The organism is Agarivorans sp. QJM3NY_25, from assembly GCF_050870875.2.
Lineage (GTDB): Bacteria > Pseudomonadota > Gammaproteobacteria > Enterobacterales > Celerinatantimonadaceae > Agarivorans.
The window spans coordinates 4,456,464-4,482,428 of the sequence record NZ_CP194041.2 but is presented as its reverse complement, the minus strand read 5'-3'; the positions used below and the strand labels follow the sequence as shown (position 1 = coordinate 4,482,428).

Here is a 25,965-nt window from a genome sequence, read left to right as displayed (position 1 = left end):
CACTGAAAATTTAAAGAAATGACAATTACGCAAGGTGCGTTTCGCAACTTGCGAAATGCATTCGATATCATACTGGCGAGGTGTATTTTAAAGGTAGTCATGTTTTAGTTTGTGCTGGGGAGGCGTCGTACGTTGCATTACTTTTTATTTTTCTTGATTTTTGTGGATTGGTAAAAGTATATCAGGCTATTCAAATTTACTTTTAACCAAGGTTAATTTCCATTTGCTTCACGATGGGCAACCACCTTTAATCAGGTGGCCAAATTCACTATGCCACTACAGTTGGGAATTTCAAAATCAAAAGAATTAACGACGAAAACCATACTAGCCCCAAACCAATAGATATTTCTATAGGTCTAAGTATTAGTAGGTTTTCCAGAATCGTCAATTCTACAGGGTACTGTTTCCAGACCCTGATCTACATAGTAACAAATTCTTCTGCGCTGGTGGGGTGGATCGCGACACAGGCATCAAAGTCGGCTTTGGTTGCGCCCATCTTCATGGCAACACCAAATCCTTGTAAAATTTCGTCCATGCCTAGACCTATCCCATGCAGACCAACCACTTTTTGTTCTTCACCGGCACAAATCAGTTTCATCTTGGTCATTTGACGATGCTGAGTGACCGCTGTGTACATCGCGGCAAAGCTTGAGTTGTAGACTTTGACATTATCCGCACCGTATTCAGCAATCGCTTCGGGTTCGGTTAAACCCAAAGTGCCGATGGCTGGGTGACTAAAGACCACAGTAGGGATGAGTTGATAATCCATTTTAGCTTCAGTTTTTCCGTTAAATAAACGTTCCGAGAGCAAACGTCCGGCTTTGACGGCAACTGGGGTGAGTTCTACCTTACCGATATTATCGCCGACTGCGTAGACGCCCGCTGCGGTGGTATTTGAGTAGTCATCGACCTGAATGTAACCGCGTTGATCAACTTCAACACCAGCCGCGGCTAGGTTGATATTATCGGTGGCGGGGTCACGGCCAATCGCCCATATAACGCAATCCACTTCGATGTTGTTGCCATTCTCAAATTTAACATTCAAGCTGCCATCAGCTTGTTTTTCGATGGATTGTGGTACGCTATGGGTGTGCAGCGTTGGGCCGTCCTCCGCCATGATTTCGACCAGCGTTTCACTAAGCATTGGGTCAAAGTTACGTAAGGGTGCGTGCTTACGCACCGCTAAATGAGTGTCGCTACCCAGTGAGTGTAAAACACCTGCCAATTCAACCGCGATGTAACCTGCTCCGAGTACCAAGACTCGTTTAGGTTGCTCTGTTAAAGCAAAAAATCCATCGGAATCGATGCCGAGTTCGGCGCCAGGGATTGCGGGGATTGAAGGGCGACCGCCAGTGGCGATGAGAATGTGTTTGGCACGGATTTGTTCGCCATTCACTTCCACGGTATTCGCATCTACAAACTTTGCAAAGCCATTGATAAGTGTGACCCCATTGTTACCCAATACGCGGTCATAGGAACCATGAATTCGTTTGATGTAGGCTTCTCTGCTGGCAACCAAGGTTGCCCAATCAAATTGATTCACTTGTAAATCAAAGCCGTAATCAGGTGCATAGCGGTGAATAGCTTCCGCGACTTGGGCACCAAACCACATGGCTTTTTTAGGGACACAACCTACGTTCACGCAAGTACCACCTACATGACGAGCTTCAATCAGCGCCACTTTTTGGCCGTACATTGAGGCGCGATTGGCTGAGGCAATACCGCCGCTGCCTGCGCCAATGCATAGGTAATCATATTCTTTCATTGAGAAACTCCGTGTAGGACAGATATGTTGCAGCAGTATAGCCTGTAGCTGTATCAGATGTTAATCAGCTTTTGTGACCTGTTTTTGCGATTGATAAGGCAAACGAATGAAGAACTTAACCCCTTCATTTTCCTTACTATCGAAGGAAATATGGCCTTTCAGTAACTGCACCACGAGATTATAAACGATGTGAGTACCTAAGCCGCTACCACCTTGACCGCGTTTAGACGTGACAAAGGGGTCGAAAATACGATTTACAATACTACTCTCCACCCCACGACCAGTGTCTTGATAATCGAGATGGAGTTGTTCACCTTCCCGGTAGATGTGAATATTGATTTGTTTTTCGCCGTCCCATTCCTCAAAGCCATGTTTAATCGAGTTGAGGATTAAGTTTGAGTAGATCTGGGTAAAGCTGCCTGGGAAGCTATAAAGTTCTAAATCGCTGGGACAATCCACTTTGATCGTGCAACCAGAACGACGAATTTTATGGCCTAAAGAGGTGATCACCTGATTAACATTTTCGTTGAGATTAAAGGTGTAGCAGGCTTCGGAGCTTTGGTCGACGGCAACTTGCTTGAAGCTACTAATCAAATCAGAGGCACGACGTAAATTGTTCAGCAATAACTCAGTCGATTGCTGTAAGTTACTGATTAGCTCTTCCATATAGCGACGGCTTAACTTGCCAGTTTCAATGTTCTTTTCGAGTTGTTTGCCTTGCTCTTGTAAGTAAGATGCGGCAGTGACACTAATGCCTATTGGGGTATTAATCTCGTGAGCGACCCCTGCCACCAAGCCACCTAAGGAGGCCATTTTCTCGGCTTCCACTAAGGATTGTTGTGCATTTTTAAGTTTATCGAAAGCACTAGCAAGCTGGAGATTACTCTCCTCTAAACGCTCGGTTCGTGACTTTACTTTTTGTTCCAACTCATCGTTGAGGGTTTTTATTTCTTTTTCAACCCGTTTTAGTGGAGTCACATCATAGCCAAAGGCGATCATGCGAGAGACATGGTTGCCTTCGTAAAAGGGAACAAAGGTCCATAGTAAAGTATATTGATTGTTCACCTGATCGGTGAGCGTTAATTCTTGATCTTGGATCACCCTTAACTGTCGGAGATCGGCTTCAATTTTGTCGCGCCGGTCGTTGTCGACAAATACACTCAGCCAGTTTTGGCCGATTAGTTCTTCTTGATGAAAGCCGGTGAGTAGCACACCAGCAGGGTTTACGGTTAATACATTGAGCTGATTGTCTAAGGTCACAATCACCGCATTACTTGAGTTGATGACGGTTGCGGAGAAGTCTCGCTCATGAGCTAATTGCTCGGTGGCTTTTAATTTTTGGGCAAATTCGTGGTCAATTTTTCGGGTCATTTGGTTGAGAGTATTGACCAATTCGCCCAGCTCATCGTTGCGTTGTTTACCCTTAGCATTAATTTTTAGTGGTGCGCCTAGATTGTCGAGGTCTAGGTTGCGGGTGTAATCCACAATGGTATTGATGTGGCGAACAATCACGTAATAAATGATGAATAAAATACCGATGGATACCACGAGGGTTTTCACGGTTTGGCTAATGAGGATCAGCATCGCTTTTTGCCATAAGCGCTCATACACCTGTTCCAAAGAGGCGGCGACAAACAGCTTTCCAACCATCTCGTCTTGATAAATAAGATCAAATTCCTGAGATAGATCATATTGGTTGGTTGAACGTCCACGTGCTAATAGTGGGACTTCAGAAGAACCTAAGATTTCTTTGACCAATACATATTGCATATTAGGCAAGTTCATAATGCCTTCAATTTGTACCTCGACTTGTTCTTCATCAAGGTTCCATAAGCTGGCTGCAATTGGTTGTAGAAAACTGACTTCAATCTGATCGATACTTTCTTCAATGACTTTCACATCTTGCTTGTAATCGTAATAAAGTTGAATCAGGGTGATGATCAGAGCAAGCAGGGTGGAGCAAATAAGAATGTAGGATAACATGCGCAAGGAAAGGCTGTTGGCTCCTTTATTTAAAGCTAACTTTTTCCACAGCCCGTGATCACTAGTCTCTGTGGATTGAGAGTTATTATCCATGTATAAGCGAGTCCTGTTGGTCTAAGTATCGTTAAACCAAGAAAGCATATTATTCCTTTGAGAAATCATAGTCTAAATCGAGGCTATGTGAAACGTCCAAATCGTGAGGGTGGGTTGATTTACAAATAATTAACCCCAAAATATGTTATTTATAGCTAATATATCTTCAGTTTTAAGGATCTTTTATGAGTAACCCTTTACTTGATTTACCCGGATTACCCCCGTTTAGCAAGATTAAGCCAGCGCATGTGCAGCCTGCGGTAGAGCAAGTGATTGAAGAATGCCGAGCGACGATCGATTCGGTGTTAAAAGAAGCCACGCCTACTTGGCAAAATTTTATTTTGCCTCTCGATGAAGTGAATGACCGCTTAGGTCGTTTGTGGTCACCGGTTAGCCACTGTAATTCGGTAGTCAATAGTCAGGAGCTACGCGAAGCTTATGAGTCCTGCCTCCCGCTACTGTCTGAGTACAGCACCTTTGTTGGCCAACACAAGGGGCTTTATCAAGCCTATAAAAGCTTAGCCGACAGCCAAGCGTTTGCTGATTATAATTTAGCCCAGCAAAAATCGGTTACAGATGCACTACGAGACTTTGAATTATCTGGTATTGGATTGGAGGCTGAGCAGCAACAGCGTTACGGTGAAATAGTGAAACGCTTGTCGGAACTCTCATCACAATTTTCCAATCATGTATTAGACGCTACTCTGGCTTGGCAAAAACATATTACCGAATCTAGCGAATTAGTCGGGCTACCGGATTCGGCCTTGGCTGCCGCCAAACAAGCCGCTGCAGCAAAAGATTTAGAGGGTTATCTACTCACGCTGGAGTTCCCGAGTTACTTACCGGTGATGACCTACGCCGACAATCGTTCGCTACGTGAAGAAATGTATCGAGCCTTTAGTACTCGCGCTTCTGAACAAGCAAGCACTGAGCAGAAATTTGATAATAGCGGACTAATTGATGAAGAATTGGCACTACGTCATGAGTTAGCCCAGCTGCTTGGCTTTGCCAGTTATGCGGATAAGTCACTCGCCACTAAAATGGCTGAATCTCCAGCGCAGGTATTAGGCTTTTTAGAAGACTTGGCTGCACGCTCTAAGCCGCAGGCGGAGCGAGAGTTAGCCGAGTTGCAAGCTTTTGCCAAACAGTATCATGGGGTTGATGAGTTAGCGGCTTGGGATATAGCCTACTATTCAGAAAAATTAAAACAGCATACCTACGCTATTTCCGATGAACAGTTACGCCCTTATTTCCCCGAAAATCGAGTATTGAGTGGTCTGTTTGAGGTGGTGAATCGCCTATTTAAGGTGACTGTAAGTGAACGGCAGGGAGTTGATACTTGGCACCCAGACGTTCGTTTTTTTGACATTAGTGATGATAGTGGAACGCTGCGCGGTTCTTTCTATTTAGATTTATATGCACGCGAACATAAACGTGGCGGTGCTTGGATGGATGGTTGTATCGACCGCCGAGTGGATGTGGATGGACAGTTGGTTAAGCCAGTCGCTTATTTAACCTGTAACTTTAATAAGCCAGTGGGCGATAAACCAGCCTTATTCACGCACGATGAAGTGATTACTTTATTCCATGAGTTTGGTCACGGCATTCACCATATGCTGACCAAGGTGGATGAAGCGGCGGTATCGGGTATTAATGGTGTGGCTTGGGATGCGGTTGAGTTACCGAGCCAGTTTTTGGAAAATTGGTGTTGGCAGAGTGAGACTTTAGCCTTTATTTCTGGGCATTATGAGACGGGCGAGCCCTTGCCGCAGCAGATGTTAGATAAGATGTTAGCGGCACGTAATTTCCAGTCGGCGATGACGATGGTGCGCCAACTCGAATTTTCATTGTTTGATTTCCGTTTACATTATGAACTCGCAGAGGGTCGCAGTGTGCAGCAGCGTCTGGATGAAGTGCGCCAACAGGTTTCGGTGATCAATCCTCCGAGTTTCAATCGTTTCCAAAATAGCTTTAGCCATATTTTTGCTGGTGGTTATAGCGCGGGTTATTACAGCTACAAATGGGCCGAGGTCTTATCTGCTGACGCCTTTGCAAAATTTGAAGATGAAGGCATTTTCAATGCTGAAACGGGTTTACAATTCTTGCATAACATTCTGGAGAAAGGTGGTTCGCAGCAACCGATGGAACTGTTTAAGGCCTTTAGAGGGCGAGAACCTAAGGTAGATGCCTTACTTCGTCATTCGGGGATTGCTGCTTAGCCTCATTTTGATGTTTTAAGTTAGTTTTATGACGCGGCTTAGGCCGCGTTTTGTTTGTCTGAGATTAGAACTGGATGAAGCTATGTTTGAAGATATCGCGCTGTGGTTAGAACACGAACAAGCCGTATTAGCGACCTCGAATTGGTGGTTTGACGTATTGGTTGTGTTGGGACTGACCTTAGTTGCTTTTGTTATTTGGCGTACTTTTGCGGGACGTTTAAGCCGTTTAACCACTAAAACCAAGACCGTGTGGGACGATGCAATTTGGTTTTCATTATGGAAGCCGATTAACTGGATGATCGCGGTGGTGGGTTTGTCTTTAGTGGCAACCGCGTTTGCCAAGGCTCTAGGATCGGACTTACTGCCGATGATCCCAGTGCTGCGCCAAGTGATGATGGTGTTTCTATTGGCTTGGGTCGCGATGCGCTTTGTGGGTTGTGCAGAGCAGCAGTTGATCAGCGAAGGCAAGGATAAAACTACGGTACAGGCGGTGGCGAAGTTGTGTCGTGCCAGTGTGATTATTATATTGCTGCTAGCCGTTTTTCAAACCCTAGGCTTCAGTATTTCCGGGGTGCTAGCCTTTGGCGGTATGGGCGGTTTGATTGTCGGTATGGCCGCTAAAGATTTACTCGCTAACTTTTTTGGGGCTTTGTTGGTGTATTTTGATCGGCCCTTTAAGGTCGGTGATTGGATCCGCTCACCAGATCGCAGCATTGAAGGAACGGTTGAAAAAATAGGTTGGCGGGTGACGCAGATCCGTACCTTCGATAAGCGTCCCTTATATGTGCCTAATTCGGTATTTTCTAGTATCGCGGTAGAAAATCCCAGCCGGATGAGCCATCGTCGAATTAAAGAAACCATCGGTTTGCGTTATGCTGATGCGGCGAAGCTAGGCAAAGTGGTGAGTGATGTGGAAGCGATGTTACGTCAACATCCGGAGATTGATACCAATGAAACTTTGATGGTGAACTTCGATAGTTTTAACGCGTCTTCTCTCGACTTTTTTATCTATACTTTTACTAAAACTACCGATTGGGTTTTTTATCATCAGGTAAAACAAGATGTGTTGAATAAGGTGGTTGATATTGTGCTTGCCAACGGTGCCGAGTTTGCTTTTCCTACGCGAACCCTGCACCTTGCAAATAATGAACCACTTAATTCAAAGTAAATTCAGTCATCTTGCTTCATAAATGAATGCAGTTGCATTCATTTATGTTTCATTCGGCTGCATAGTTATTCTTTTTACTAGCCTAAATCTTCAATAAGCAGAACGGTAAAATAGCCTAATCTAGTGGTGATAAACACTCTGACGGTATTTTTATGCTGTAAAAATCCAATAAAGCTCTTCAAAAATTAGTTATTTAGCAGGCTTGCAGCATATTTAGAAAAAATAAGACTAAAATGCTTAATTTAGATCTATTTGTAGCTCATTTTACTGCTTATGTAGCAAAACTATCTGCATGTGGTCTGGATGAATTGATAGCTGTGGTTGAATAAGTTGTCAAATCCTCTGCCGCTAGGGGGGCTACAGGAACGTCGACTTGTTAAAGGCCTTGTGTATAGGGTAAAACATCAGCCAACGGGGTGAGAATAGCATCCAAGGGTTGATGCGCCGAACTCCTGCAAACACACAATAGATAACAAAAAAGCTAACATGGAGTTTCTAATGACTAAATGGACAAAATCAGCTTCCGGCTTGGCAGTTTCGCTAGCCCTATTTGGCGCGGTATCAGTAGCTCATGCTGCCGATACAATTAAGATAGCGGTTGCGGGGCCTGTAACTGGGCCAGTGGCACAATATGGCGATATGCAATTTACCGGTGTTGGCGTTGCGGTTGATTTACTTAACCAAGCGGGGGCCTTAAAAGGTAAAAAAATTGAAGCTGTTGTCTACGATGACGCATGTGAGCCGAAGCAAGCGGTGGCGGTTGCCAACAAAATTATTAACGATGGCATTAAATATGTTGTGGGTCATTTGTGTTCTGGCGCGACTCAACCTGCTTCAGATGTCTATGAAGATGAAGGTGTATTAATGATTACGCCCGCTTCGACTAACCCAGACATTACCACTCGCGACTATCAGTTGGTTTTTCGAACCATCGGTCTCGATAGTGACCAAGGACCAACGGCCGCACGTTATATCGCGACTAGCGTTAAACCACAACGAGTCGCAGTGATCCATGATAAACAACAATATGGTGAAGGGATCGCCACCTCAGTGAAAACCGAGTTAGAAGCGGCGGGTGTGAATGTGGTTGCTTTTGAAGGTGTGACTGCGGGTGATAAAGATTTCTCAGCGCTGATTGCTAAGCTGAAGAAAGAAAAAGTTGATTTTGTCTACTACGGTGGTTACCACCCAGAACTTGGTTTGATCCTGCGTCAGTCCTCAGAAAAAGGCCTAGATGCCACTTTCATGGGGCCTGAAGGCGTTGGTAACAAAGACATTTCTGCTATTGCTGGCGCAGCTTCTGAGGGCTTGTTAGTTACCTTACCGAAAAAATATGACTTAGAACCGGCCAACAAACCAATCGTGGACGCCTTGGTGGCGAAAGGAGAAGATCCTACCGGTCCTTTCGTTTGGACTGCTTATGCGGCAATGCAATCTATTGTTGCTGGTGTGAATGGTGCGGGTGATGAGCCAGACGCTGTGGCGGCTTATCTTCGCGCTAATACTGTTGACACGGTCATGGGACCACTGCAGTGGGATAGCAAAGGCGATCTTAAAGGTTTCGATTTTGGTGTATTCACATGGCATGCCGACGGCACATCGTCTATCGCTAAGTAATTTGTGAATATCAGACCGGCTAGTGTCATCGGCGCTAGCTGGTCTCTTCTGTTTTAAAAGACACTTAATTAATGGCTTCAAGCTATTAGATTGGGATCGTTATGTCTGAGCAATTTTTCTATTTTTTTCAACAGTTAGTCAATGGACTAACGGTTGGTAGTACCTATGCCTTAATCGCCATTGGTTACACGATGGTGTATGGCATTATCGGCATGATTAACTTCGCCCATGGTGAAGTGTATATGATAGGCAGTTATGTCGCCTTCATCGTATTAGCCGCCTTATCGCTGATGGGCTTGGATTCTCTGCCGATTTTATTATTTGGTGCTTTTGCCATTAGCATCATTATTACCAGCGCCTATGGTTGGACCATTGAGAAGGTGGCTTATCGGCCAGTGCGTGGTGGTAACCGCTTGATCGCTTTGATTTCGGCGATTGGGATGTCTATTTTCTTGCAAAACCTGGTGCGTTTATCTCAGGGAAGTCGTGATATCGCGATGCCGAGTCTGATTACTGGCGGCTGGACATTTGGCCCTGACGATGGCTTCAATTTAACCATTTCCTACATGCAAGTGGTGATCTTTGTGGTGACTTTCCTCACGATGATCGGGTTAACGGCCTTTATTACCCATTCGCGAATGGGACGTGCCTGCCGTGCTTGTTCTGAAGATATTGGTATGGCCAATTTATTGGGGATCGACACCAATAAAGTGATTTCCTTAACCTTTGTGATTGGGGCAGCCTTAGCGGCGGTGGCAGGTGTGTTGTTGGGAATTTATTACGGTGTTATCAATCCCTATATCGGTTTTATGGCTGGCTTAAAAGCCTTTACTGCGGCGGTATTAGGCGGTATTGGTTCGATACCCGGAGCGGTTGTTGGAGGCTTGTTGTTAGGCATTACTGAAGCGATTACTGCTGGTTACTTTAGTACCGAGTATAAAGATGTGGTTTCCTTTGGTTTGCTGTGCCTGGTGTTACTGTTCATGCCAACGGGCCTGTTAGGAAGACCGGAGGTTGAGAAAGTATGAGTAAGCTCAATCTCCCCGGAGCATTAATCTCCACCATTACCTTTATGTTGTTGGCTGGATGGCTGTTAGGGATCCGAATGGAACCTAGTAGCAGTGGACTTAATCTGGCGTTGGCCGAGCCACAACATCTAAAGTGGCTATTTATTGGTTCGGCGGTGGTATTTTTTAGTCAGCTATTTCACCCCATGCTGTTTGGTAAAGCAAAGTTAAGACGCTCGGCGAATAAGTTTAATTTTAAATTACCGAGTCCCGAGCAAAGTCCTAAGGCTTATCGTTTGTTGGTCTCGTTCGCCTTAGCTGGGGCGATCATCTGGCCCTTTATTGTTAGCCGTGGTTCGGTGGATTTAGCGACTTTAACCCTCATCTATGTGATGTTGGGTTTGGGACTTAATGTCGTGGTGGGCTTAGCCGGTCTACTCGATTTAGGTTATGTCGGTTTTTATGCGGTAGGAGCCTATACCTATGCCTTACTGAGTGCCGATGGTTTTGGTTTTTGGACTTGCCTACCAATTGCCGGCGGCATGGCGGCACTGTTTGGTTTCTTATTAGGTTTTCCGGTATTGCGTTTACGCGGTGATTATCTAGCCATTGTGACCCTCGGCTTTGGGGAAATTATTCGTTTATTGCTGAACAACCTTACCGAGTTAACTGGCGGACCTAACGGTATTAGCGGTGTACCGAAGCCAACTTTGTTTGGTTTGGAATTTAACCGTCGCCTAAAAGGTGAAGGTTTTGATACGTTCCATAACTTCTTTGGTATTAGTTATAACTCAGAATATAAGGTGATTTTCTTATACTTGATGGCGCTACTTTTGGTCGTGCTTACGGTGATTGTGATCAATCGCTTGTTAAGAATGCCGATTGGTCGGGCTTGGGAAGCACTACGTGAAGATGAAATTGCCTGCCGTTCTTTAGGCTTAAATCCAACGGTGGTTAAGCTCAGTGCATTTACCATTGGTGCTGCTTTTGCCGGTTTTGCTGGTAGTTTTTTCGCGGCCCGTCAGGGCTTTATTAGCCCTGAGTCGTTCACCTTCATCGAATCTGCGATTATTTTAGCAATTGTGGTTTTAGGGGGAATGGGATCGCAAGTTGGAGTGATTTTAGCCGCGATTATCATGACGGTGTTACCAGAAATGGCGCGTGAGTTTAATGAGTACCGAATGCTGATGTTTGGTTTAATGATGGTATTTATGATGGTGTGGCGCCCCCAAGGTTTATTGCCAATGTCTCGACCTCATATTCAGTTAAAAGAGGGAGCTAAGGCATGAGTCAGTTGCTTGAGGTAAATGGCCTCACCATGCGTTTTGGTGGTTTATTGGCGGTGAATAATGTCGCGCTGAAGCTCAAAGAGAAAGAAGTGGTATCGGTGATTGGTCCCAATGGTGCGGGGAAAACCACGGTATTTAACTGCTTAACCGGTTTCTACAAACCCACCAGTGGACAAATTTTATATCGAGGCGAAGCCTTACAAGGTTTGGCCGGACACCAAATCGCCCGTAAAGGCATTGTGCGTACCTTCCAGCATGTACGTCTTTTCAAAGATATGACGGTGGTAGAAAATCTGTTGGTGGCTCAACATCGTCACTTGAATACCAACTTTATTGCCGGTTTATTAAAAACTCCAAATTTTAAGAAGAGTGAAGCGGAGGCCTTAGCGTTTGCTGAATACTGGTTAGACAAAGTTCAGTTGACTGAATTCGCCAACCGTAAGGCGGGTAATCTGGCCTATGGCCAACAGCGTCGTTTAGAGATAGCTCGTTGTATGGTAACCCGTCCCGAAATCTTGATGCTAGATGAGCCTGCGGCAGGCCTTAACCCTAAGGAGACTGATGATTTGGATCGGCTGATCATGGATCTGCGGGCCAATGAATCGGTCTCGGTATTGCTGATTGAGCACGATATGAAATTGGTGATGGGTATTTCAGATCGGATTTACGTGGTTAACCAAGGTTGTCCCTTAGCGAATGGGACACCGGAAGAGATCCGCAACAACCCTGAGGTCATTAAAGCCTATCTGGGTGAGTTTTAAGGGCGAGGCAAAGACGACGAATGTTAGAGTTAAAAAATGTATCGACTCACTATGGCCCGATTCAAGCTTTACATGATGTTAGTGTGAAGGTAAATGAAGGCGAAATTGTCAGTCTGATCGGCGCCAATGGCGCGGGTAAAACCACTTTATTGATGACCTTGTGTGGTGATCCTCGAGCCAGCAGTGGTCAGATATGGTTTGATGGTAAAGATATTACCCACCGCCAAACCCATGACATTATGCGTGGTGATATTGCGGTGGTTCCTGAGGGACGACGAATATTCTCGCGCCTCACCGTTGAAGAAAATCTTCGAATGGGGGCCTTTTTTGCGAGTAAACAGGAAACCGAGCAACGGATCCAAGAAATGTATGTCTTGTTTCCGCGTTTATTGGAACGAGTCAATCAACGGGCGGGCACCATGTCGGGAGGGGAGCAGCAGATGTTGGCGATTGGTCGTGCTTTAATGAGTAATCCTCGCTTACTGTTATTGGACGAGCCTTCTTTAGGTTTGGCTCCGATTATTATTCAACATATTTTCGATATCGTGGAACAATTACGCCAACGTGGGATGACGGTGTTTTTAGTGGAGCAAAATGCCAACCAAGCGCTGCGGCTGGCTGATAGAGGCTATGTTCTGGAAAATGGTCGTATTGTGTTAGAAGACACTGGCGATAATTTATTGGTGAACGAAGAGGTGCGTAAGGCGTATCTAGGTGCCTAGGCTCGGTTGTTCATACACAAAGCGAAAGCAGCCTTCGGGTTGCTTTTTTTATGCGAGAACATGCTAGTGACAAAGATGAGTACTGATTATTCTGAATGCCGAATCTGCAGCGCCCCAAGCAAACGGTTGGCATTATATTCCCTTCGTTTTGTCTCTTTTTCTTTGTGCGTAAACCAGTTAAAGTGGGCAAAATAGCTCGCAGTGGATCATCATGGAACAATTTGAACAAATCGACGTAAATGGCGCTCAAGATAAAATTTGCAATGCTGGGGCGCTACTATTAGATATGCGTGATCCGCAGTCTTTTGCTCAAGCACACCCAGTGAATGCTTTTCACCTTCACGACGGTAGCCTTAATCAATTATTAGCAAATACCGACTACGATACGCCGCTAATTGTGATGTGTTATCACGGTATTTCTAGTCAGGGGGCGGCACAGTATTTATTAGAGCAAGGATTTGAAGAAGTCTATAGCTTGCAGGGAGGCTTTGAAGCATGGCGTGTAAAGGCTCCGATCACCAGTGGTGAAGCAGAGTGAAGCAATTAATCGTCCTGGCGAATCCTCGCGCGGCACAGGCCTATGTAGACTATATGGCAGTGTTGCATATTGAGTGTCAACTAGCACCCGCGGAGCGAGGGGTGGCGATTATGCTGAACGATGAGTCTCAGCTTGAACGTGCGGAAATTGAATTAGAGCAGTTTTTAGCTAATCCGAATGCTGAAAAATATCATGCGGCTTCATGGACTATGGCCGACAGTCGCAAAGCCTCATTTTCTTATGGTGGCTCGGGGGTGATTAAAAACTCCTTTTTGGCTCATGCGGGTCCGGTGACACTGCTGGTATTGCTGATATCAGCCGTGATTTATACGCTAATGAGCTTCGGTTTTAATCGTTATTTTATTGAACACCTGACCATTACTCCTCAGCTGAGTATGCTCGCTTCAACCCAGTTTTGGCGGGTCATCACACCGATTTTTTTACATTTTTCAATTGTTCATATCGTGTTTAATGGCCTGTGGTGGTGGCAATTAGGTGGAGAGATCGAGCGTCAATTAGGAAGCTCTAAGTTATTATTGATTACGATTGTCGCAGCAGTGATCCCCAATGTAGCACAGCTACTGGCTTCCGGACCGTATTTTGGGGGCTTATCTGGGGTGGTGTATGCATTGTTGGGGTATTGCTGGTTTACGGGGTGGCTACGTCCTAAAGCTGGGCTGCAGTTAAGTCCTTCAATTGTGGGCTTTATGTTGGTCTGGTTGGTGATTGGCTTTATGGATGTAATTGGGCCATCTACGGCGAATCTGGCCCATCTGTTTGGCTTATTCGTGGGTTGTGCTCAGGCGGTATTTGATAAGTTTACTGATAAAGATATTTAGTAAACAGTAACTTATTGACCAGCTTTTTACCGGTTTCTTGCACTAAGAGGTCATTCACTGCCTCTTCACACATCTGTCGAATTTGTTCTCGGCCAGTTAAGGACTTTACATCTTCTTCGGCTTGATGGCCTAAAATTTCAATGATCGCGTCGCGGATCAGCGGGGCGTGATGCTCAATGTTGGCTAAATCCCCTGCGTTTTCTACCATGATGTCGGCGGTGATTCGCACGTAGCCTAGCTTCTTCCCTGTGCTAATGTAGTTCGTAATAATATCCGGTTCTAGCGCAAAATAGGCATAGCTAGGATTACCCGCTTCTTCGGCCTTGATGACGGTGGAGAATAACAAACTAAATGTTATAAGCAATGCTTGGCTAAATTTCATACGATCCTTTGATTCCTTGATAGTCCTAGCTTTATTGTTTGTGCTATCGAGCGTTTGGTCAAGCTGCGCAGCTAAATTTAGTCAATAATTTATCGTTGCTGAAAAGAGCCTAAAGGAAATGCAAACGTGACCGCGCAAGAATAGCATAATGGGCGAATCGGGAGTTTACTTTAATCTGTCAATTGCCGGATAATAAGGCCATTATTCAACAATAGTAATACCAGTGAACTCAAAACAGCCTTATCCTTATCAGGCCGATGGTCGTTGGCAACAGCCACAAAATGTTGAATTAGAATCAACTGCTTTAGCTGATTGGTTACTTTATCCTGGTTCGCTCACCGCACGTTTGCGCCAGCATTGCCAGCATTTTTCCATCCAAGTGTTATTTGAAGGCTATTTGGAAATTACCGAGGCTGAACGGCAGGCTTTGGATTGTGAGGGGCCTTACTGGGTCAGAGAGGTCTTACTGTGCTGTGATGACTTACCTTGGGTATATGCACGTAGCGTCGTTCCGCAGGATTCTTTAGCGGGAGAGGCTGCAGCGGTGAGTTATTTGCAAAACAACTCTTTAGGAGAGTTATTGTTTACCGACAAAGGTCAGCGACAAACTTTAGAGCTGTGCCAAGTTGATGCGCATTCTGCGCTTCAGCAAAGTGTTGGGCCAAAGCAGCCGCTGTGGGGGCGACGCTCTCGCTTTCTATTAGCGGGTGCGCCGCTACTCGTAGCTGAGTTTTTTTTACCCGCCAGCCTAGCTTATCAAGGAGTCGATCGTGCTTGATTTGATCAAAGTACACCCATACTGGCAGCTGATGCGCGCCGATAAACCCATCGGTACCTTATTGTTATTGTGGCCTGCCTTGTGGGCTTTGTGGTTGGCGGCTGAAGGACCACCTAAACTGTCGGTGTTGCTGGTCTTTGTATTAGGCGTGTTTTTAATGCGATCGGCTGGCTGTGTGATGAATGATTATGCCGATCGTGAGGTCGATGGTCACGTTAAACGCACCGCTCAGCGCCCTTTAGTCAAAGGGCTGGTTTCTGAACGCGAGGCGCTTGGCTTGTTTATTGGCTTGGTGGCTTTGGCATTTCTATTGGTTCTGACCCAAAATTTGCTGACCATTGCCTTATCGGTTGTGGCTTTAGCATTGGCGGCAATTTACCCTTTTATGAAGCGGATTACTCATCTACCACAGCTATTTTTGGGGGTGGCTTTTGGTTGGTGTATTCCGATGGCCTATGCCGCCCAAAGTGGTCAGATTGCACCTGAGGCATGGTTGTTATTATTAGCCAACATTTGTTGGACGATTGCTTATGATACTAAGTATGCAATGGTGGATCGTGACGATGACTTGAAGATAGGGGTAAAGTCGACCGCGATTTTATTTGGTCGTTTTGACAAACTAATAATCGGTTTATTACAGTTGGCTTGTTTGTGCTGTTTTGCCGAGATCGCCTATTTAAAGCAATTAGGCTTAGCCTTCGATATTGGTTTGTTAGCGGCGGCGGCTTTGTTTGTCTATCAACAGAAATTAATCCGTTATCGGCAACGGGAAGCCTGCTTTAGTGCGTTTCTCAATAATAATTATGTTGGTTTGGTGATATTTATTGGTATTGCCAGCCACTATGGATGGCTGGCGTGGTTTGCCGCTTAGACTAAATTAAGTCTCGAGATCGAGTAATTCACTGATCGAATCATAGACGCCATCGGCTAATAGTGGCGCTAGTTTGCCAAATAGGTTCTCAGCCACCTCCACTTGGTTATAGCCATGTTCGCGGAATAGAGCCAACAGACTACTGGTGATGCGTTTGTCGTAGTATTCCGGTGCATTGATATGGTGCAGCTTGGCTAAGCGCTGAGCGGCGGCTAAAGCTTGTTGTTCCAGCTCGCTACGAGTCAGGTGCGGTCGTTTTGCCAATAAAGCCGCCACAATGGCATAGCGATGTAAGCTTTCTTGGGCAATCTGCGCCAGTAGTAGCAAACGGCCACGACGGTGGCTGTCTATTTTAAAACACTCTCCGTTTTCACTGATTAACTTTAAAGCGACAAATTCAGCTAAATAACGCTCGCATATCTGGCTAATATCATCTACTTGATAGTGTAAAAACAGCTCTCCTTTAAGTAGCGGATAAAGTTGTTCGAGTAGGCTGACTAGTTGAGATCGGCCAATGCTGCGATGCTGTAATAACACGGCGGCAATAAAGGCTGGGATGATCAATAGGTGAATGATGTTATTGCGATAGAAGTTTAACAAAACCTGCTGCTTTTCATCCAAACCAATGATGCTGCCTAAATCGTCTTCCCGGATCTCAAATTTGTTCAAACTAATGGCTTGTTCCAATAGGGAATCTGCATCTAAGTCTGGCAATGTAACATGAGTGCTATAGGGCACATTACGGATCAGGCTGCTACAAAGGCTGATTTGTTTAGCTAGTTGATTACGCGGCAGAGCGCGATTTTCTGCAGCCAGTAAAATAATGGCACTTAAGCACAAACCGTTCACTGCTGCGGCACTGTTAATGTTTTCCATGAGTTGCTTAGACACTTGATTCACTGCCGGAACCAACCATTGCGGTTTCAAGCCCTCTTCATGGCTCTCTCGCCACTGTGGTGCAATTTGATTGAGTTGTTGATTGAGGTTAATTGGCTCACCAAAATTGACGTAACCATGGCCAAAATTACGCAGCTTGCTTAACATGCCAAATAGCGAAAGCAAGGATTCCTTATCTTTGGTTTTTCCCTTGAGTTCCTTGTAGTAAGTGCCTACTTCCATCACGTGTTCATAACCAAAATAAACCGGTACGATGGTGACCGGGCGCTCCAAACCACGCATCATGGCTTGTACGGTCATGGCGAGCATTCCGGTTTTGGGGGGTAATAAGCGACCCGTTCGACTGCGGCCTCCTTCGGTAAAGTATTCCACCGAGTAGCCGCGACTAAATAGTTGGCTAAGGTATTCACGAAATACGGTTGAATACAGTTTGTTGCCCTTAAAGCTGCGTCGAATAAAAAATGCGCCCGCTCGGCGGAAAAAGGGCCCCGCAGGCCAAAAGTTTAGATTTACCCCGGCGGCGATGTGTGGCGGCACCATGCCTTGGTGGTACAGCACATAGGAGAGCAGTAAATAGTCCATGTGGCTGCGATGACAAGGGGCATACACAATTTCATGACCCTCTTGTGCCAGCTGGCGAACCTTTTCGGCGTGGTTTACTTCGATTCCTGAATAGATCTTATTCCATACCCAACTTAGCACTGAATCAGCCATACGCAGGTTACGATAGGAAAAATCGGCGGCAATTTCTTCAAGATATCTGAGAGCCGTTTGTTTGGCTTCAGCTTGGCTTTTGTGGTTGTTTTTGGCTTCGTCGCTGATGGCGGCGCGAATGGTCGGCGAGGCGAGTAATTGTTCAAACATATGACGACGGATGGGCAACTTCGGACCAGTGGCAATCATCTGCATACGGCTAAAGTGGATCCGTGCCACTCTTGCCAGCTTGTGGCCAATTCTTTGGTCGGCACCATGGCGTTGTGCCATTTGTTTCAAGGAAACCGGGTGACTAAAGCGAACTAAATTCTCGCGACCTTTAAACACGACTTGCCAAGCTTTCTTGATTGGACCCGCGGGCCGCTTGGTTTTGCCACTCATTAAATCATCAACGCTTTCCCGACCAGGATAGCGATCCCAAAATAATTTTACAGGCATTAATTGCACATCGTGGTTTTGTTCACTGTGATGAGCGCGTAATGCCTGAGTGAATTGCTTGATAGTCGCTTCCGAGGTCTCGCCCTGTCGATCGCATAAAAAGGCCACTCGCTGATGAATTTCCCCTGCGAAACTGACTGGCGTCAAGGGATCTGGTAGCCCCAGTACTTTACAGGCGAGCTGCAAGGTGAGTACATCAGCTAAAGATGCGCTGGGGATCACATAAATGATCGGTTGGCTCAAGTCTAAAGAAAACTCGTCGATTGGATTTTCAGGAATAAATTTCCCGCGGGTAAAAAAGCGAATGCTTGAACGTAAAATCGCCAAAATTGGAGAGGGCAAGTGTAACATTTAAAAGAACTTATGTTGGTGAATGGATACACCTTGCAGGGTAGCAGACTTCTTAAAACTTGGCTGCAACTAGCTGTGAAATCTGTTGACCTAAGTCAAGTGTTTTGTGCGCTAGAGCTTTGTTTAAAAGCTCCGTATGATTGGCTTAATGCGGTCAGCAGCACTATTATGTGTAATGCTGTTAACATTTTATTAACTCGATATATCAGTCAAAGGATTGTCATGAGCGTTTCCCTTAGAATCATTGCTGTTTTTTTTCTCGCTGTCTTGCCAAATATGGTGCATGCGGCCTTTATTACGACGAAAGAGGCGCAGTTAGATGCCATCTATTCGCAAGCCAATTTTGGTAGCAAAATCATCGATATTCGTATCGGTACTGCCACCGAGCTGGTGTATCCTGAGTTTTTGGATATCACGGCTAGTAGCGAAGTGAACCAGTTATTTAGTTTGCACCAAGGCCCCGCCAATGTGGTGAACTTCTATTTCATTGATACGATTAGCGCCTGTGGCAGTTTCACCTCGGCAAGTATCGTTGGCTGCGGTGAATACCGAGGCAATGACTTTGTGGTTGAATCTACATTTGCTGCGGGTTGGAGTGGCGCCGAGCTGCTGGCGCACGAATTAGGGCATAACCTAGGTTTACCTCATCTTTCGGGTAATTACCTCATGAATCCAAGCTTGAATCGCTCTACCTTATTAACCCCAGCAGAAATCACAACTATTTTCTTAAGCCCTTTGGTGCAAAATGAAAATGATTATTATTGGATCGATATCAATCCGGTATTAATTGTGGCTGCCGCCACCACGGTGGATGAGCCCGCCAGCCTGCTATTATTTATGCTTGTCGGAGGCATGTTTTATCGGCTTCGTCGTCAGCGACCCTTAAAGTTAAGCGATGCGTTCTGTTGCAAGCAGGGCATCGCAGCATAGGGATTAAAATCGATTTATCGTTGTAGTTGTTGCTGCCAGAGCCGCTCGATACCACTGGGTCGAGTGGCTCCAAAAAAGGCACAACTTTGCTGTGTGGCTAGAGCCCACAACTGGTTTCCATAGTCATAATGCCACCACTCACTGGCTAAATTGCTAAAACCAGCGTTAGTCATCGCGTGGTAAAGTAAACGTCGGTTTTGCTGTGCCAACTGTAGCGCTTTACTTAAAGCTGGCCGTTCGAGTGCAGCGGTCCATGAGTCGTCACTGGCTTCGTCGAACAGAGTTCCCATGTTTAATAAACGACCATGTTGGTCACACAAGGTCACATCTACCGATCCGCCTGTTAGATGCGGACTTGGAGCCTTGGGATCGGTGCTGGGGGGCGATACTAGATTTCTCGCTTTATCATTGCATTGTTGCGGACTGAGTTCGGGATTCGCATGCTCCATCAAGTTCATTAGCGTATCAAATAAGTATTGTTGAACTGGAAATGGACGCCAAGCATCTAATATCACCAAATGAATACCAGTTGGGAGTAATTTCTCAGCTTCTATCAGACGTTCGAAGACTGAACTGCGAACAAAACACTCTGAAATTGCATGGCGAATTTGCATTTTATGATAGGCCGGATAAACCTTGATCGATGAAGACAAACTCATTGGCTCGAGTGGCTCGTTATTGTCACAAATTTGGATTTCTTGGAGCGCTTTCCAATCCGGTAGCGCTTGCTCTGGAATAGTTCTGGTAACGAAATGATTCATGAGATTACTTAAATAAACTGGGAAGGAAAAGAGTTAGCGACGGAATGAAAATTAACAGCAATAACACCATTAGCGCAATTAACACGAAGGGCCAAATGGATTTAAACATTTCATGTAAATCTAATTTGCTGACGGCTGCTGCAACATAAACGCAAGCACCCATGGGGGGGGTGATTAAAGCAATTGTAATATTCATGGTAATGATGATCCCCAAGTGGATCGGGTCAACCCCAGCTTGTAGTGCGATGGGAGTAAATACAGGCGTCAGTAGCATTAATGCCGAAACTTCTTCCATTAACATTCCCGTGATAAACGTGATTAAGCTAATCAGCAATAGTACCAATGTCGGGTTTTCAGCAAAGGGTTGTAATGCGCTGGCAAATTGATTGGGAACCTGCGCATAGGCGAGTAACCAGCTAACCACCGATGATGCGCCAATGATGATGAAAATAGCGCAGCTTAATATCACGGTCTCTTTTAAGGCCAGCATCGCCCCGCTGATCGTGAGTTGTCGGCTGATCAGGCCGATTAGCAGGGCATAAACCACAATCAAGACCCCAGATTCGGTCGGGGTGACAAAGCCAAATACAATGCTGGCTACTATGATCAGTGGGGCAATGAGGGCTGGGCCTGCAGCAACTAAGGCTTTAAGCACTCGGCTCACCGAAGGGCGCTGCGATGAAATACTTAAATTGGCTTTTTTGGCGTAAAAATAATTAATTACCAAAAACGCACATCCCAATAAAATGCCTGGAATCACCCCAGCCAAGAATAAATCCCCCACCGAGGTATTGGTCACCGATGAATAAAGGATCATAAAGATACTAGGGGGAATGATCGGTCCGATTAAGGAGCTACCGGCAGTTAAACCTGCAGCATAAGCGGTTGAGTAGCCGTCTTTTTTCATTGCGGGGACTAACAGTGACCCGAGGGCAGAGGTATCTGCTACGGCCGAGCCATTGACGCCTGCAAAGAAAATGCTAGAGACCACATTTACATAGCCTAAACCGCCCCGTAAATGGCCGACTAAAGATTTAGCAAAATCCATCAACTTCGGCGTCAGACCTGCGGCATTCATTAAATTACCCGCGAGAATAAATAAGGGGATCGCCATTAAGGAGAACACATTAATACCGCTAAAAAATTGTTGGGGTAGCATGCGTGGCAATAAACTCAGGTCAACAAAGTAAAAGCCAGTAATCGCCGTCAATATCAGACTAATGAACAGCGGCAGACCCAGTAATACGTGGATCAAAAAAACCAATAACATGGCCACGAGCATCACGAGAGCGCTCCTTTATTTGGGTAGGGGCCACGAAGTAGCACCAAAACAAAAAGTACGGCAAAACCAATTGGAAGGCTTAACGAAGGAATCGTCTTGCTAATGCCTAGGCCCATCGTATGAAAACGAGATAGAGAGATGGCATAGTGGGCGCTGGTGTAGCTAAAAAAGCCTGCAATCGTCAATATCAGTAACCACCGATACCAATGCAAAACTCGATTTAATTTTACGGGAAGATAGCGCTCAATGATGGAGACTCGCATGTGTTCATCTCTTAAGTACACTGCTCCTGCAGCCAGCATAACCGTTGCTATAATGACAAACCGTGAAAATTCATCGGTCCATATTGGCGCACTATTTAGCAGGTAACGTGCACAAACGCCGTAGAATAATGTGAGTAAATTTAAACTAAAAGCGATGACCGCAATGGCTAACATCAAGTTGGCGAAGCGTTCAAGAATAGCGTGTTTCATATTTATATCCGATATAGACGCCCTAAGGCGTCTCATCTACTGGGGAAGGGAGACCTTATTGGGCGTCTTTTAGGGCCATATCGATCCATTTTGTATCGATGTTTTGTTCTTTAAGCCAAGCTAAATAAGAGGGCTGACCAATTTCTTTAAATGCGGCCAGTTCTTGTGCGCTAGGACGATAGACTTGCATCCCCTTATCTGCCAAGAATTGAATTCGCTGTTCGACTTGTGATTCAACAGCTTCGCGGTTCATGCCATTGGCTTGGTTTACCGCTTCTTCTAAAGCTTTACGTTGCTTAGGGCTAAGGCTTTTGAGTAGTGCATCGTTGGCCACTAAGAACTGATCGGAGTATTGAATGTTGGCCAGTGTTAAGTACTGTTGTACTTCGAACAGACTCCCCAAAATGATATACATTGGTGGGTTCATTTGACCATCGGCAACGCCGGTACGTAAGCCCATATAGACTTCGGTCCATGGGATCGGTGTGCCAGAAGCGCCAAATGATTCGTATAATGCGACCTGGCTTTTGTCCATGGCTCGGAAGCGTAAGCCTTTGAAATCAGCAGGAGAGTGGATTGGACGTTTATTGTTGGTAAAGGCTAAGAACCCTCCTTCTTCAACGACGGCTAACAGGTGAGTATTGGTGCGCTTGTAAAATTCTTGTTGGGCGCTTTTCCAGTATTCACCTTGATCAAAAAACTGATGAGCCTGCTCGAAAGTGCCAAACATAAAAGGGATGGCGCTGACAAAGATTTCAGGGAACTGAGGTGAGATCCCGCCAAAAGAAGCAATGTTCAGGCTGGGGGTATTCATCACCTGTTCCATGCGTTCTTCTTCTTCGCCGAGCATACTATTGGGATAAAGCTTTAATTGAAGTTCTCCCTGGGTTTTGTCTGCGAGAATTTGTTTTAAGTTACTCGCAAATAGGTGTACTGCATTTTTGTCTGCATCGGGCGCACCGTTATAGCTTAAATTAATGGTTTGAGCAGACAGTACGCTGCTGAATAGAAGACTAATACCTAACGCGGCACTGGCTGACCACAAACGCTTTGTTACCGGAGTAGTTAAACTGCTAAACATGTCGATTCCTTTTTTCATATTGCAATTTATGGGTGTATAAGCACCTTATATGTTGTGTTGTTGATCAATCAATATCATTCGTGTTGCAAAAAACTCAACATATCTTGCGGCGCATCGTGATTAAGAAACTGAGTTGAGTTTTGTAAATGGGTGAGCAAGGCTTTTGCCGGTAAGGTAAGCTCACGCTCTTTTTTACTGAGTACCCGTGCTTTGGCTTGTGACAAAATATCGTGATTGGTCTCGACAACCGCAATAGTGCCCTCGTTGACTTCTGATTGAACGGTTAAGCGAGGCATAAAAGTGATCCCTGCCCCAGAAGAGACAAAGTTTTTTAACACCGCGACCGAGTTAGTTCGTAAACGAGGCACTAGAGAAATCCCGCCAGTCTCTTCAGCAATATTCACTAAGCGACCCATGCCTGTAGATTGATCGATTAGGGCTAGGGGAAAGTTGACCACTTCACGAATGTCAATTTTGCGTTTGAGTTGACTTAAAGGGTGGTGGATTGGGGCAATAATATCTAAGGGGTGAATTGTTTCGATATGGCATAAAAAGCTGGGTTGATTCACCGAGGCATAAGTAACCGCAAAGTCGATTTGGTCGTCTTCTAGCAGTTGAATGGCTTCCTTGGCACCAGCCATTTGCACGCTCAGTTGAATTCCTGGATATTGATTGAGAAAGCTTTGCAGTGAGGTTGATATGAGGTCGGTGATAAAACCTTCGCCAATGGCGAGCCTTACCTCGCCAGCGCGTAAGCCGAGTAAGTCATGAATTTTGGAGATAGTGACGGCCTCGCTGGCTTGCATTCTTCTAAAGTAGTGCAGTAGCTCTTGGCCAGAAGGGGTAATTAAATTGTTGTTATTGGCACGATCCCAAATACTGACACCGAGTTTCTCTTCTTGTTGGCTGAGTGCTCGGCTAATCGCCGACGGATCAACATTGAGTTTGACAGCTGCCTTTCGCAGCGAACCGTAGCGCTCGATTGCATTTAAAAATTCAAGTGCTCTAGGGTTTAGTTGTTTCATCGCGGTACTTTCTTCTTTGAGTGATGTTGTTTTGCGTGTCGATTGAGCCATTCTATTTTCTGTGGCCATGTTGTTTGGCGCATCAGCATATGGTTTTGCCATCTCACCATACACCGCTTTAATAAGTGATTAAAATCATTAAAAGTGAGATCGCTAAATCATGGTTCTGCTTACTTGAGCAGCCAAAGGGGACGGGTAAGCTGGTAAAGCCAGTGCTGGTGGAGGGTGAGAAGGTATCAGTGAGGCGAGCCTGTTTATCGATACCATGAATGGTTTGGTTGACCAAGTAAGATAAACAGGACTGTTCGGTGTTTAATCAGATATGAACAAAACGCTGCAAAAACGGCACTCAAAGTAAGGCATGGTCGCGAGGTGATTCATTCACTACATCCCATAACGAAATGTTTCACCAAGCTCTAGCATCTCTCGATGCACCGGAGCGAGCGCTTGGGCGTATGCCGCAAGTAGTTGCATGCTATATTGGCTACGCTGGTGCAACTGAGCATCTTCGCAACATAAATCAGACTTAAATAGCGTTTCGCAGTTGCGAAATATTAGCTGGTCCGGCAAAAAGCAAACATGATTATTTTTGTTACCGGTCATGCGAAGTTCACTAATTGGGTAAACACCATTGATACTGGCCGATACACTGGCGAGCAGTGCAGGTTTATGGGCTAGCTCTTGGTCGCTACATAATAGTAAAAAATTCTTGAGTGCGGGCGTTGCCATGCCATGCCACTCTGGCGTGATGAAAATAAAAGCATCGGCCTGTTTCAGGGATTCGGCAATGGGTCGCCAAGCTTGCCATTCTTCACTACCACTCCAAAAGCCTTCATTCCAAAACGGCAAGTTGAGCTGATGTAAATCGAAAACACTGGCCTGTTCAAAATGACTGAGGCTTAGTTTTTCCAGGTAATTAGCCACCTTTAAACTGTATGAGTTAGCACGTTGGCTACCAGAAATAATACAAATTTTCATTGTTACTCCTTACATATTTGAGATTGAAACTTGAGAGGATTTGCTTGGCGAGGTGCACGAGGCGTCGCCAATACAATGGATAACAAAATCGCGAATGCGCCAACCAGCTGTGGCCAGCTTAGCGTTTGGTCGAGCAGTAAGTAACCTAGAAAACAGGCCGATACACTACTTAAAAAACCGATAAATGACAGCGTTACCGTTGGCAGTTTTTCAATCCCACGAAACCAAAGTGAGTAAGCGATCATGGCACCGAATAAACTTAGATAGCTATAGCCTAGATAATTGTTCGTCGAGAGTTGGCTGGGAAAACCTTCTTGCCAAAGCGCAATAGGGAATAACATTAAACCGCCAAATAAGAGTTGCCAGCCAGTGAATCCAAGCATGGTCATACCGCTGGGGCGCCCCCATTTCTTGGTCATCACCACGCCTAAAGCCATGCTGATGGTGCCAAGAGTCGCCACCAAAATTCCAGCCAAATTAAGCTGAGCCTGGTTATTGAGAACGAGTAGTGCGACCCCGCCAATGGCTAATCCGCAAGCAAAAAGTTGCGCCGATGAGATCCGGTTGCCTAATAGCAAGCAACTTAAACCAATCACCAATAGTGGCTGAATTGACATCACCAAAGCCGCCATACCACCGGGTAAATAAGTTGCGGCAAAAAATAGGCAATAGAAAAATAGACCAATATTTAACAAGCCGAGGCTGGCAATGCGCCACCACCAGCCCGTCTTAGGCCAGGCTCGGCTAAACAGTACTAACAAAATGCCAGCGGGAAGAGCCCGCAGAGAGGCTGCAATCAGTGGGCTGTGCGGGGGAAGTAACTCTGTGGTCACAATATAGGTACTGCCCCAAATAATGGGTGCGATGGCGGATAAAATAATATTCTTCAGTGATTGACTGGGGCTCATGATGGACCTCGATAGCAATAATAGGGTTAATTATCTTCCTTGGAAGATACTTTCTTAAAAGTAATGGATGCCGTTGATTTAATCAAGTATCTTTT

At 45.5% G+C, this 25,965-nt stretch carries 23 protein-coding genes; 12 read left to right on the top strand and 11 right to left on the bottom strand.

What is annotated here, in order from left to right; genetic code table 11:
- Positions 1 to 418: 418 nt before the first annotated feature.
- Complete coding sequence (gene gorA / locus ACRRSW_RS20555) at positions 419 to 1,765, bottom strand: glutathione-disulfide reductase (protein WP_432460310.1); 1,347 nt, start codon at positions 1,763 to 1,765, stop codon at positions 419 to 421.
- Between the two features lie 60 nt (positions 1,766 to 1,825).
- Positions 1,826 to 3,841, bottom strand: coding sequence for an ATP-binding protein (locus ACRRSW_RS20550; protein WP_432460308.1), 2,016 nt, complete (start codon positions 3,839 to 3,841; stop codon positions 1,826 to 1,828).
- A 185-nt stretch (positions 3,842 to 4,026) separates the two neighbouring features.
- Between ACRRSW_RS20550 and prlC the strand changes: the two genes are divergently transcribed.
- The 9 genes from prlC to glpG all read left to right on the top strand — a co-directional run bounded on the left by prlC (position 4,027) and on the right by glpG (position 14,001).
- Positions 4,027 to 6,060 carry an oligopeptidase A gene (gene prlC / locus ACRRSW_RS20545; protein ID WP_432460307.1) on the top strand — a complete coding sequence of 678 codons (2,034 nt, stop codon included), beginning with the start codon at positions 4,027 to 4,029 and terminating at the stop codon, positions 6,058 to 6,060.
- 82 nt (positions 6,061 to 6,142) lie between these two features.
- The gene (locus ACRRSW_RS20540; RefSeq protein ID WP_432460306.1) at positions 6,143 to 7,228 is read left to right on the top strand and encodes a mechanosensitive ion channel family protein; all 1,086 of its coding nucleotides are present in this window, start codon (positions 6,143 to 6,145) and stop codon (positions 7,226 to 7,228) included.
- A 498-nt stretch (positions 7,229 to 7,726) separates the two neighbouring features.
- Complete coding sequence (locus ACRRSW_RS20535) at positions 7,727 to 8,845, top strand: branched-chain amino acid ABC transporter substrate-binding protein (RefSeq protein WP_432455705.1); 1,119 nt, start codon at positions 7,727 to 7,729, stop codon at positions 8,843 to 8,845.
- A gap of 101 nt (positions 8,846 to 8,946) precedes the next feature.
- Positions 8,947 to 9,873 (top strand): high-affinity branched-chain amino acid ABC transporter permease LivH, encoded by a 927-nt coding sequence (gene livH, locus ACRRSW_RS20530; RefSeq protein ID WP_432455706.1) that lies wholly within the window; start codon positions 8,947 to 8,949, stop codon positions 9,871 to 9,873.
- Complete coding sequence (locus tag ACRRSW_RS20525) at positions 9,870 to 11,141, top strand: high-affinity branched-chain amino acid ABC transporter permease LivM (RefSeq protein WP_432455707.1); 1,272 nt, start codon at positions 9,870 to 9,872, stop codon at positions 11,139 to 11,141. The genes livH and ACRRSW_RS20525 overlap by 4 nt, the downstream gene beginning before the upstream one ends.
- A complete protein-coding gene (gene livG / locus ACRRSW_RS20520; RefSeq protein ID WP_432455708.1) occupies positions 11,138 to 11,902 on the top strand; it encodes a high-affinity branched-chain amino acid ABC transporter ATP-binding protein LivG in 765 nt (254 codons plus the stop codon). Before ACRRSW_RS20525 ends, livG begins: the two co-directional genes overlap by 4 nt.
- 20 nt (positions 11,903 to 11,922) lie before the next feature.
- Complete coding sequence (locus ACRRSW_RS20515) at positions 11,923 to 12,624, top strand: ABC transporter ATP-binding protein (RefSeq protein WP_432455709.1); 702 nt, start codon at positions 11,923 to 11,925, stop codon at positions 12,622 to 12,624.
- Positions 12,625 to 12,835: 211 nt separating this feature from the next.
- On the top strand, positions 12,836 to 13,162 hold the full coding sequence (glpE, locus tag ACRRSW_RS20510) for a thiosulfate sulfurtransferase GlpE (protein ID WP_432455710.1): 327 nt from the start codon (positions 12,836 to 12,838) through the stop codon (positions 13,160 to 13,162).
- Positions 13,159 to 14,001: a rhomboid family intramembrane serine protease GlpG gene (glpG, locus tag ACRRSW_RS20505; RefSeq protein WP_432460305.1), complete on the top strand. Its 843-nt coding sequence runs from the start codon at positions 13,159 to 13,161 to the stop codon at positions 13,999 to 14,001. Before glpE ends, glpG begins: the two co-directional genes overlap by 4 nt.
- On the opposite strand, the gene ACRRSW_RS20500 is transcribed toward glpG, so the two are convergent.
- Positions 13,982 to 14,383 carry a flagellar basal body-associated protein FliL gene (locus tag ACRRSW_RS20500; RefSeq protein WP_432455712.1) on the bottom strand — a complete coding sequence of 134 codons (402 nt, stop codon included), beginning with the start codon at positions 14,381 to 14,383 and terminating at the stop codon, positions 13,982 to 13,984. The genes glpG and ACRRSW_RS20500 overlap by 20 nt on opposite strands.
- A gap of 223 nt (positions 14,384 to 14,606) precedes the next feature.
- Here ACRRSW_RS20500 and ACRRSW_RS20495 point away from each other — a divergent pair, with 223 nt between their 5' ends.
- Positions 14,607 to 15,161, top strand: coding sequence for a chorismate--pyruvate lyase family protein (locus tag ACRRSW_RS20495; RefSeq protein WP_432455713.1), 555 nt, complete (start codon positions 14,607 to 14,609; stop codon positions 15,159 to 15,161).
- A gap of 31 nt (positions 15,162 to 15,192) precedes the next feature.
- Positions 15,193 to 16,032 (top strand): 4-hydroxybenzoate octaprenyltransferase, encoded by an 840-nt coding sequence (gene ubiA / locus ACRRSW_RS20490; protein ID WP_439037778.1) that lies wholly within the window; start codon positions 15,193 to 15,195, stop codon positions 16,030 to 16,032.
- 6 nt (positions 16,033 to 16,038) lie between these two features.
- Here the strand turns inward: ubiA and plsB are convergent, their stop codons facing one another.
- On the bottom strand, positions 16,039 to 18,432 hold the full coding sequence (gene plsB, locus ACRRSW_RS20485) for a glycerol-3-phosphate 1-O-acyltransferase PlsB (RefSeq protein WP_432460303.1): 2,394 nt from the start codon (positions 18,430 to 18,432) through the stop codon (positions 16,039 to 16,041).
- A gap of 222 nt (positions 18,433 to 18,654) precedes the next feature.
- On the opposite strand from plsB, the gene ACRRSW_RS20480 reads away from it, so the two are divergent.
- Positions 18,655 to 19,362, top strand: coding sequence for a PEP-CTERM sorting domain-containing protein (locus tag ACRRSW_RS20480; protein ID WP_432460302.1), 708 nt, complete (start codon positions 18,655 to 18,657; stop codon positions 19,360 to 19,362).
- A gap of 14 nt (positions 19,363 to 19,376) precedes the next feature.
- Here the strand turns inward: ACRRSW_RS20480 and ACRRSW_RS20475 are convergent, their stop codons facing one another.
- From ACRRSW_RS20475 to ACRRSW_RS20445, 7 genes are all read right to left on the bottom strand, one after another.
- A complete protein-coding gene (locus ACRRSW_RS20475; RefSeq protein ID WP_432460301.1) occupies positions 19,377 to 20,123 on the bottom strand; it encodes a M15 family metallopeptidase in 747 nt (248 codons plus the stop codon).
- 4 nt (positions 20,124 to 20,127) lie between these two features.
- Positions 20,128 to 21,405: a TRAP transporter large permease gene (locus ACRRSW_RS20470; RefSeq protein ID WP_432456131.1), complete on the bottom strand. Its 1,278-nt coding sequence runs from the start codon at positions 21,403 to 21,405 to the stop codon at positions 20,128 to 20,130.
- On the bottom strand, positions 21,405 to 21,878 hold the full coding sequence (locus ACRRSW_RS20465; protein WP_432460300.1) for a TRAP transporter small permease: 474 nt from the start codon (positions 21,876 to 21,878) through the stop codon (positions 21,405 to 21,407). The genes ACRRSW_RS20470 and ACRRSW_RS20465 overlap by 1 nt, the downstream gene beginning before the upstream one ends.
- A 55-nt stretch (positions 21,879 to 21,933) precedes the next feature.
- On the bottom strand, positions 21,934 to 22,959 hold the full coding sequence (locus tag ACRRSW_RS20460) for a TRAP transporter substrate-binding protein DctP (RefSeq protein ID WP_432460299.1): 1,026 nt from the start codon (positions 22,957 to 22,959) through the stop codon (positions 21,934 to 21,936).
- Positions 22,960 to 23,033: 74 nt separating this feature from the next.
- Entirely contained in the window at positions 23,034 to 24,086 is a 1,053-nt protein-coding gene (locus ACRRSW_RS20455; RefSeq protein ID WP_439037766.1) for a LysR family transcriptional regulator, read from the bottom strand.
- 282 nt (positions 24,087 to 24,368) lie between these two features.
- Positions 24,369 to 24,962: an NADPH-dependent FMN reductase gene (locus tag ACRRSW_RS20450; RefSeq protein WP_432460297.1), complete on the bottom strand. Its 594-nt coding sequence runs from the start codon at positions 24,960 to 24,962 to the stop codon at positions 24,369 to 24,371.
- A gap of 2 nt (positions 24,963 to 24,964) precedes the next feature.
- Positions 24,965 to 25,870, bottom strand: a complete 906-nt coding sequence (locus ACRRSW_RS20445; protein WP_432455721.1) for a DMT family transporter — start codon at positions 25,868 to 25,870, stop codon at positions 24,965 to 24,967.
- Positions 25,871 to 25,965: the final 95 nt, after the last annotated feature.

What these genes read in the sequence shown, in the direction of transcription:
- ACRRSW_RS20540 (WP_432460306.1), top strand. Translation starts at nt 6,143, where the DNA reads ATGTTTGAAGATATCGCGCTGTGGTTAGAACACGAACAAGCCGTATTA.
- ACRRSW_RS20450 (WP_432460297.1), bottom strand. Translation starts at nt 24,962, where the DNA reads ATGAAAATTTGTATTATTTCTGGTAGCCAACGTGCTAACTCATACAGT.
- livG (WP_432455708.1), top strand. Translation starts at nt 11,138, where the DNA reads ATGAGTCAGTTGCTTGAGGTAAATGGCCTCACCATGCGTTTTGGTGGT.
- ACRRSW_RS20550 (WP_432460308.1), bottom strand. Translation starts at nt 3,841, where the DNA reads ATGGATAATAACTCTCAATCCACAGAGACTAGTGATCACGGGCTGTGG.
- ACRRSW_RS20460 (WP_432460299.1), bottom strand. Translation starts at nt 22,959, where the DNA reads ATGTTTAGCAGTTTAACTACTCCGGTAACAAAGCGTTTGTGGTCAGCC.
- ACRRSW_RS20500 (WP_432455712.1), bottom strand. Translation starts at nt 14,383, where the DNA reads ATGAAATTTAGCCAAGCATTGCTTATAACATTTAGTTTGTTATTCTCC.
- ACRRSW_RS20535 (WP_432455705.1), top strand. Translation starts at nt 7,727, where the DNA reads ATGACTAAATGGACAAAATCAGCTTCCGGCTTGGCAGTTTCGCTAGCC.
- plsB (WP_432460303.1), bottom strand. Translation starts at nt 18,432, where the DNA reads ATGTTACACTTGCCCTCTCCAATTTTGGCGATTTTACGTTCAAGCATT.
- ACRRSW_RS20480 (WP_432460302.1), top strand. Translation starts at nt 18,655, where the DNA reads ATGAGCGTTTCCCTTAGAATCATTGCTGTTTTTTTTCTCGCTGTCTTG.
- ACRRSW_RS20475 (WP_432460301.1), bottom strand. Translation starts at nt 20,123, where the DNA reads ATGAATCATTTCGTTACCAGAACTATTCCAGAGCAAGCGCTACCGGAT.
- ACRRSW_RS20525 (WP_432455707.1), top strand. Translation starts at nt 9,870, where the DNA reads ATGAGTAAGCTCAATCTCCCCGGAGCATTAATCTCCACCATTACCTTT.
- ubiA (WP_439037778.1), top strand. Translation starts at nt 15,193, where the DNA reads ATGCGCGCCGATAAACCCATCGGTACCTTATTGTTATTGTGGCCTGCC.
- ACRRSW_RS20515 (WP_432455709.1), top strand. Translation starts at nt 11,923, where the DNA reads ATGTTAGAGTTAAAAAATGTATCGACTCACTATGGCCCGATTCAAGCT.
- prlC (WP_432460307.1), top strand. Translation starts at nt 4,027, where the DNA reads ATGAGTAACCCTTTACTTGATTTACCCGGATTACCCCCGTTTAGCAAG.
- ACRRSW_RS20465 (WP_432460300.1), bottom strand. Translation starts at nt 21,878, where the DNA reads ATGAAACACGCTATTCTTGAACGCTTCGCCAACTTGATGTTAGCCATT.
- livH (WP_432455706.1), top strand. Translation starts at nt 8,947, where the DNA reads ATGTCTGAGCAATTTTTCTATTTTTTTCAACAGTTAGTCAATGGACTA.
- gorA (WP_432460310.1), bottom strand. Translation starts at nt 1,765, where the DNA reads ATGAAAGAATATGATTACCTATGCATTGGCGCAGGCAGCGGCGGTATT.
- ACRRSW_RS20445 (WP_432455721.1), bottom strand. Translation starts at nt 25,870, where the DNA reads ATGAGCCCCAGTCAATCACTGAAGAATATTATTTTATCCGCCATCGCA.
- glpE (WP_432455710.1), top strand. Translation starts at nt 12,836, where the DNA reads ATGGAACAATTTGAACAAATCGACGTAAATGGCGCTCAAGATAAAATT.
- ACRRSW_RS20455 (WP_439037766.1), bottom strand. Translation starts at nt 24,086, where the DNA reads ATGGCAAAACCATATGCTGATGCGCCAAACAACATGGCCACAGAAAAT.
- ACRRSW_RS20470 (WP_432456131.1), bottom strand. Translation starts at nt 21,405, where the DNA reads ATGCTCGTGGCCATGTTATTGGTTTTTTTGATCCACGTATTACTGGGT.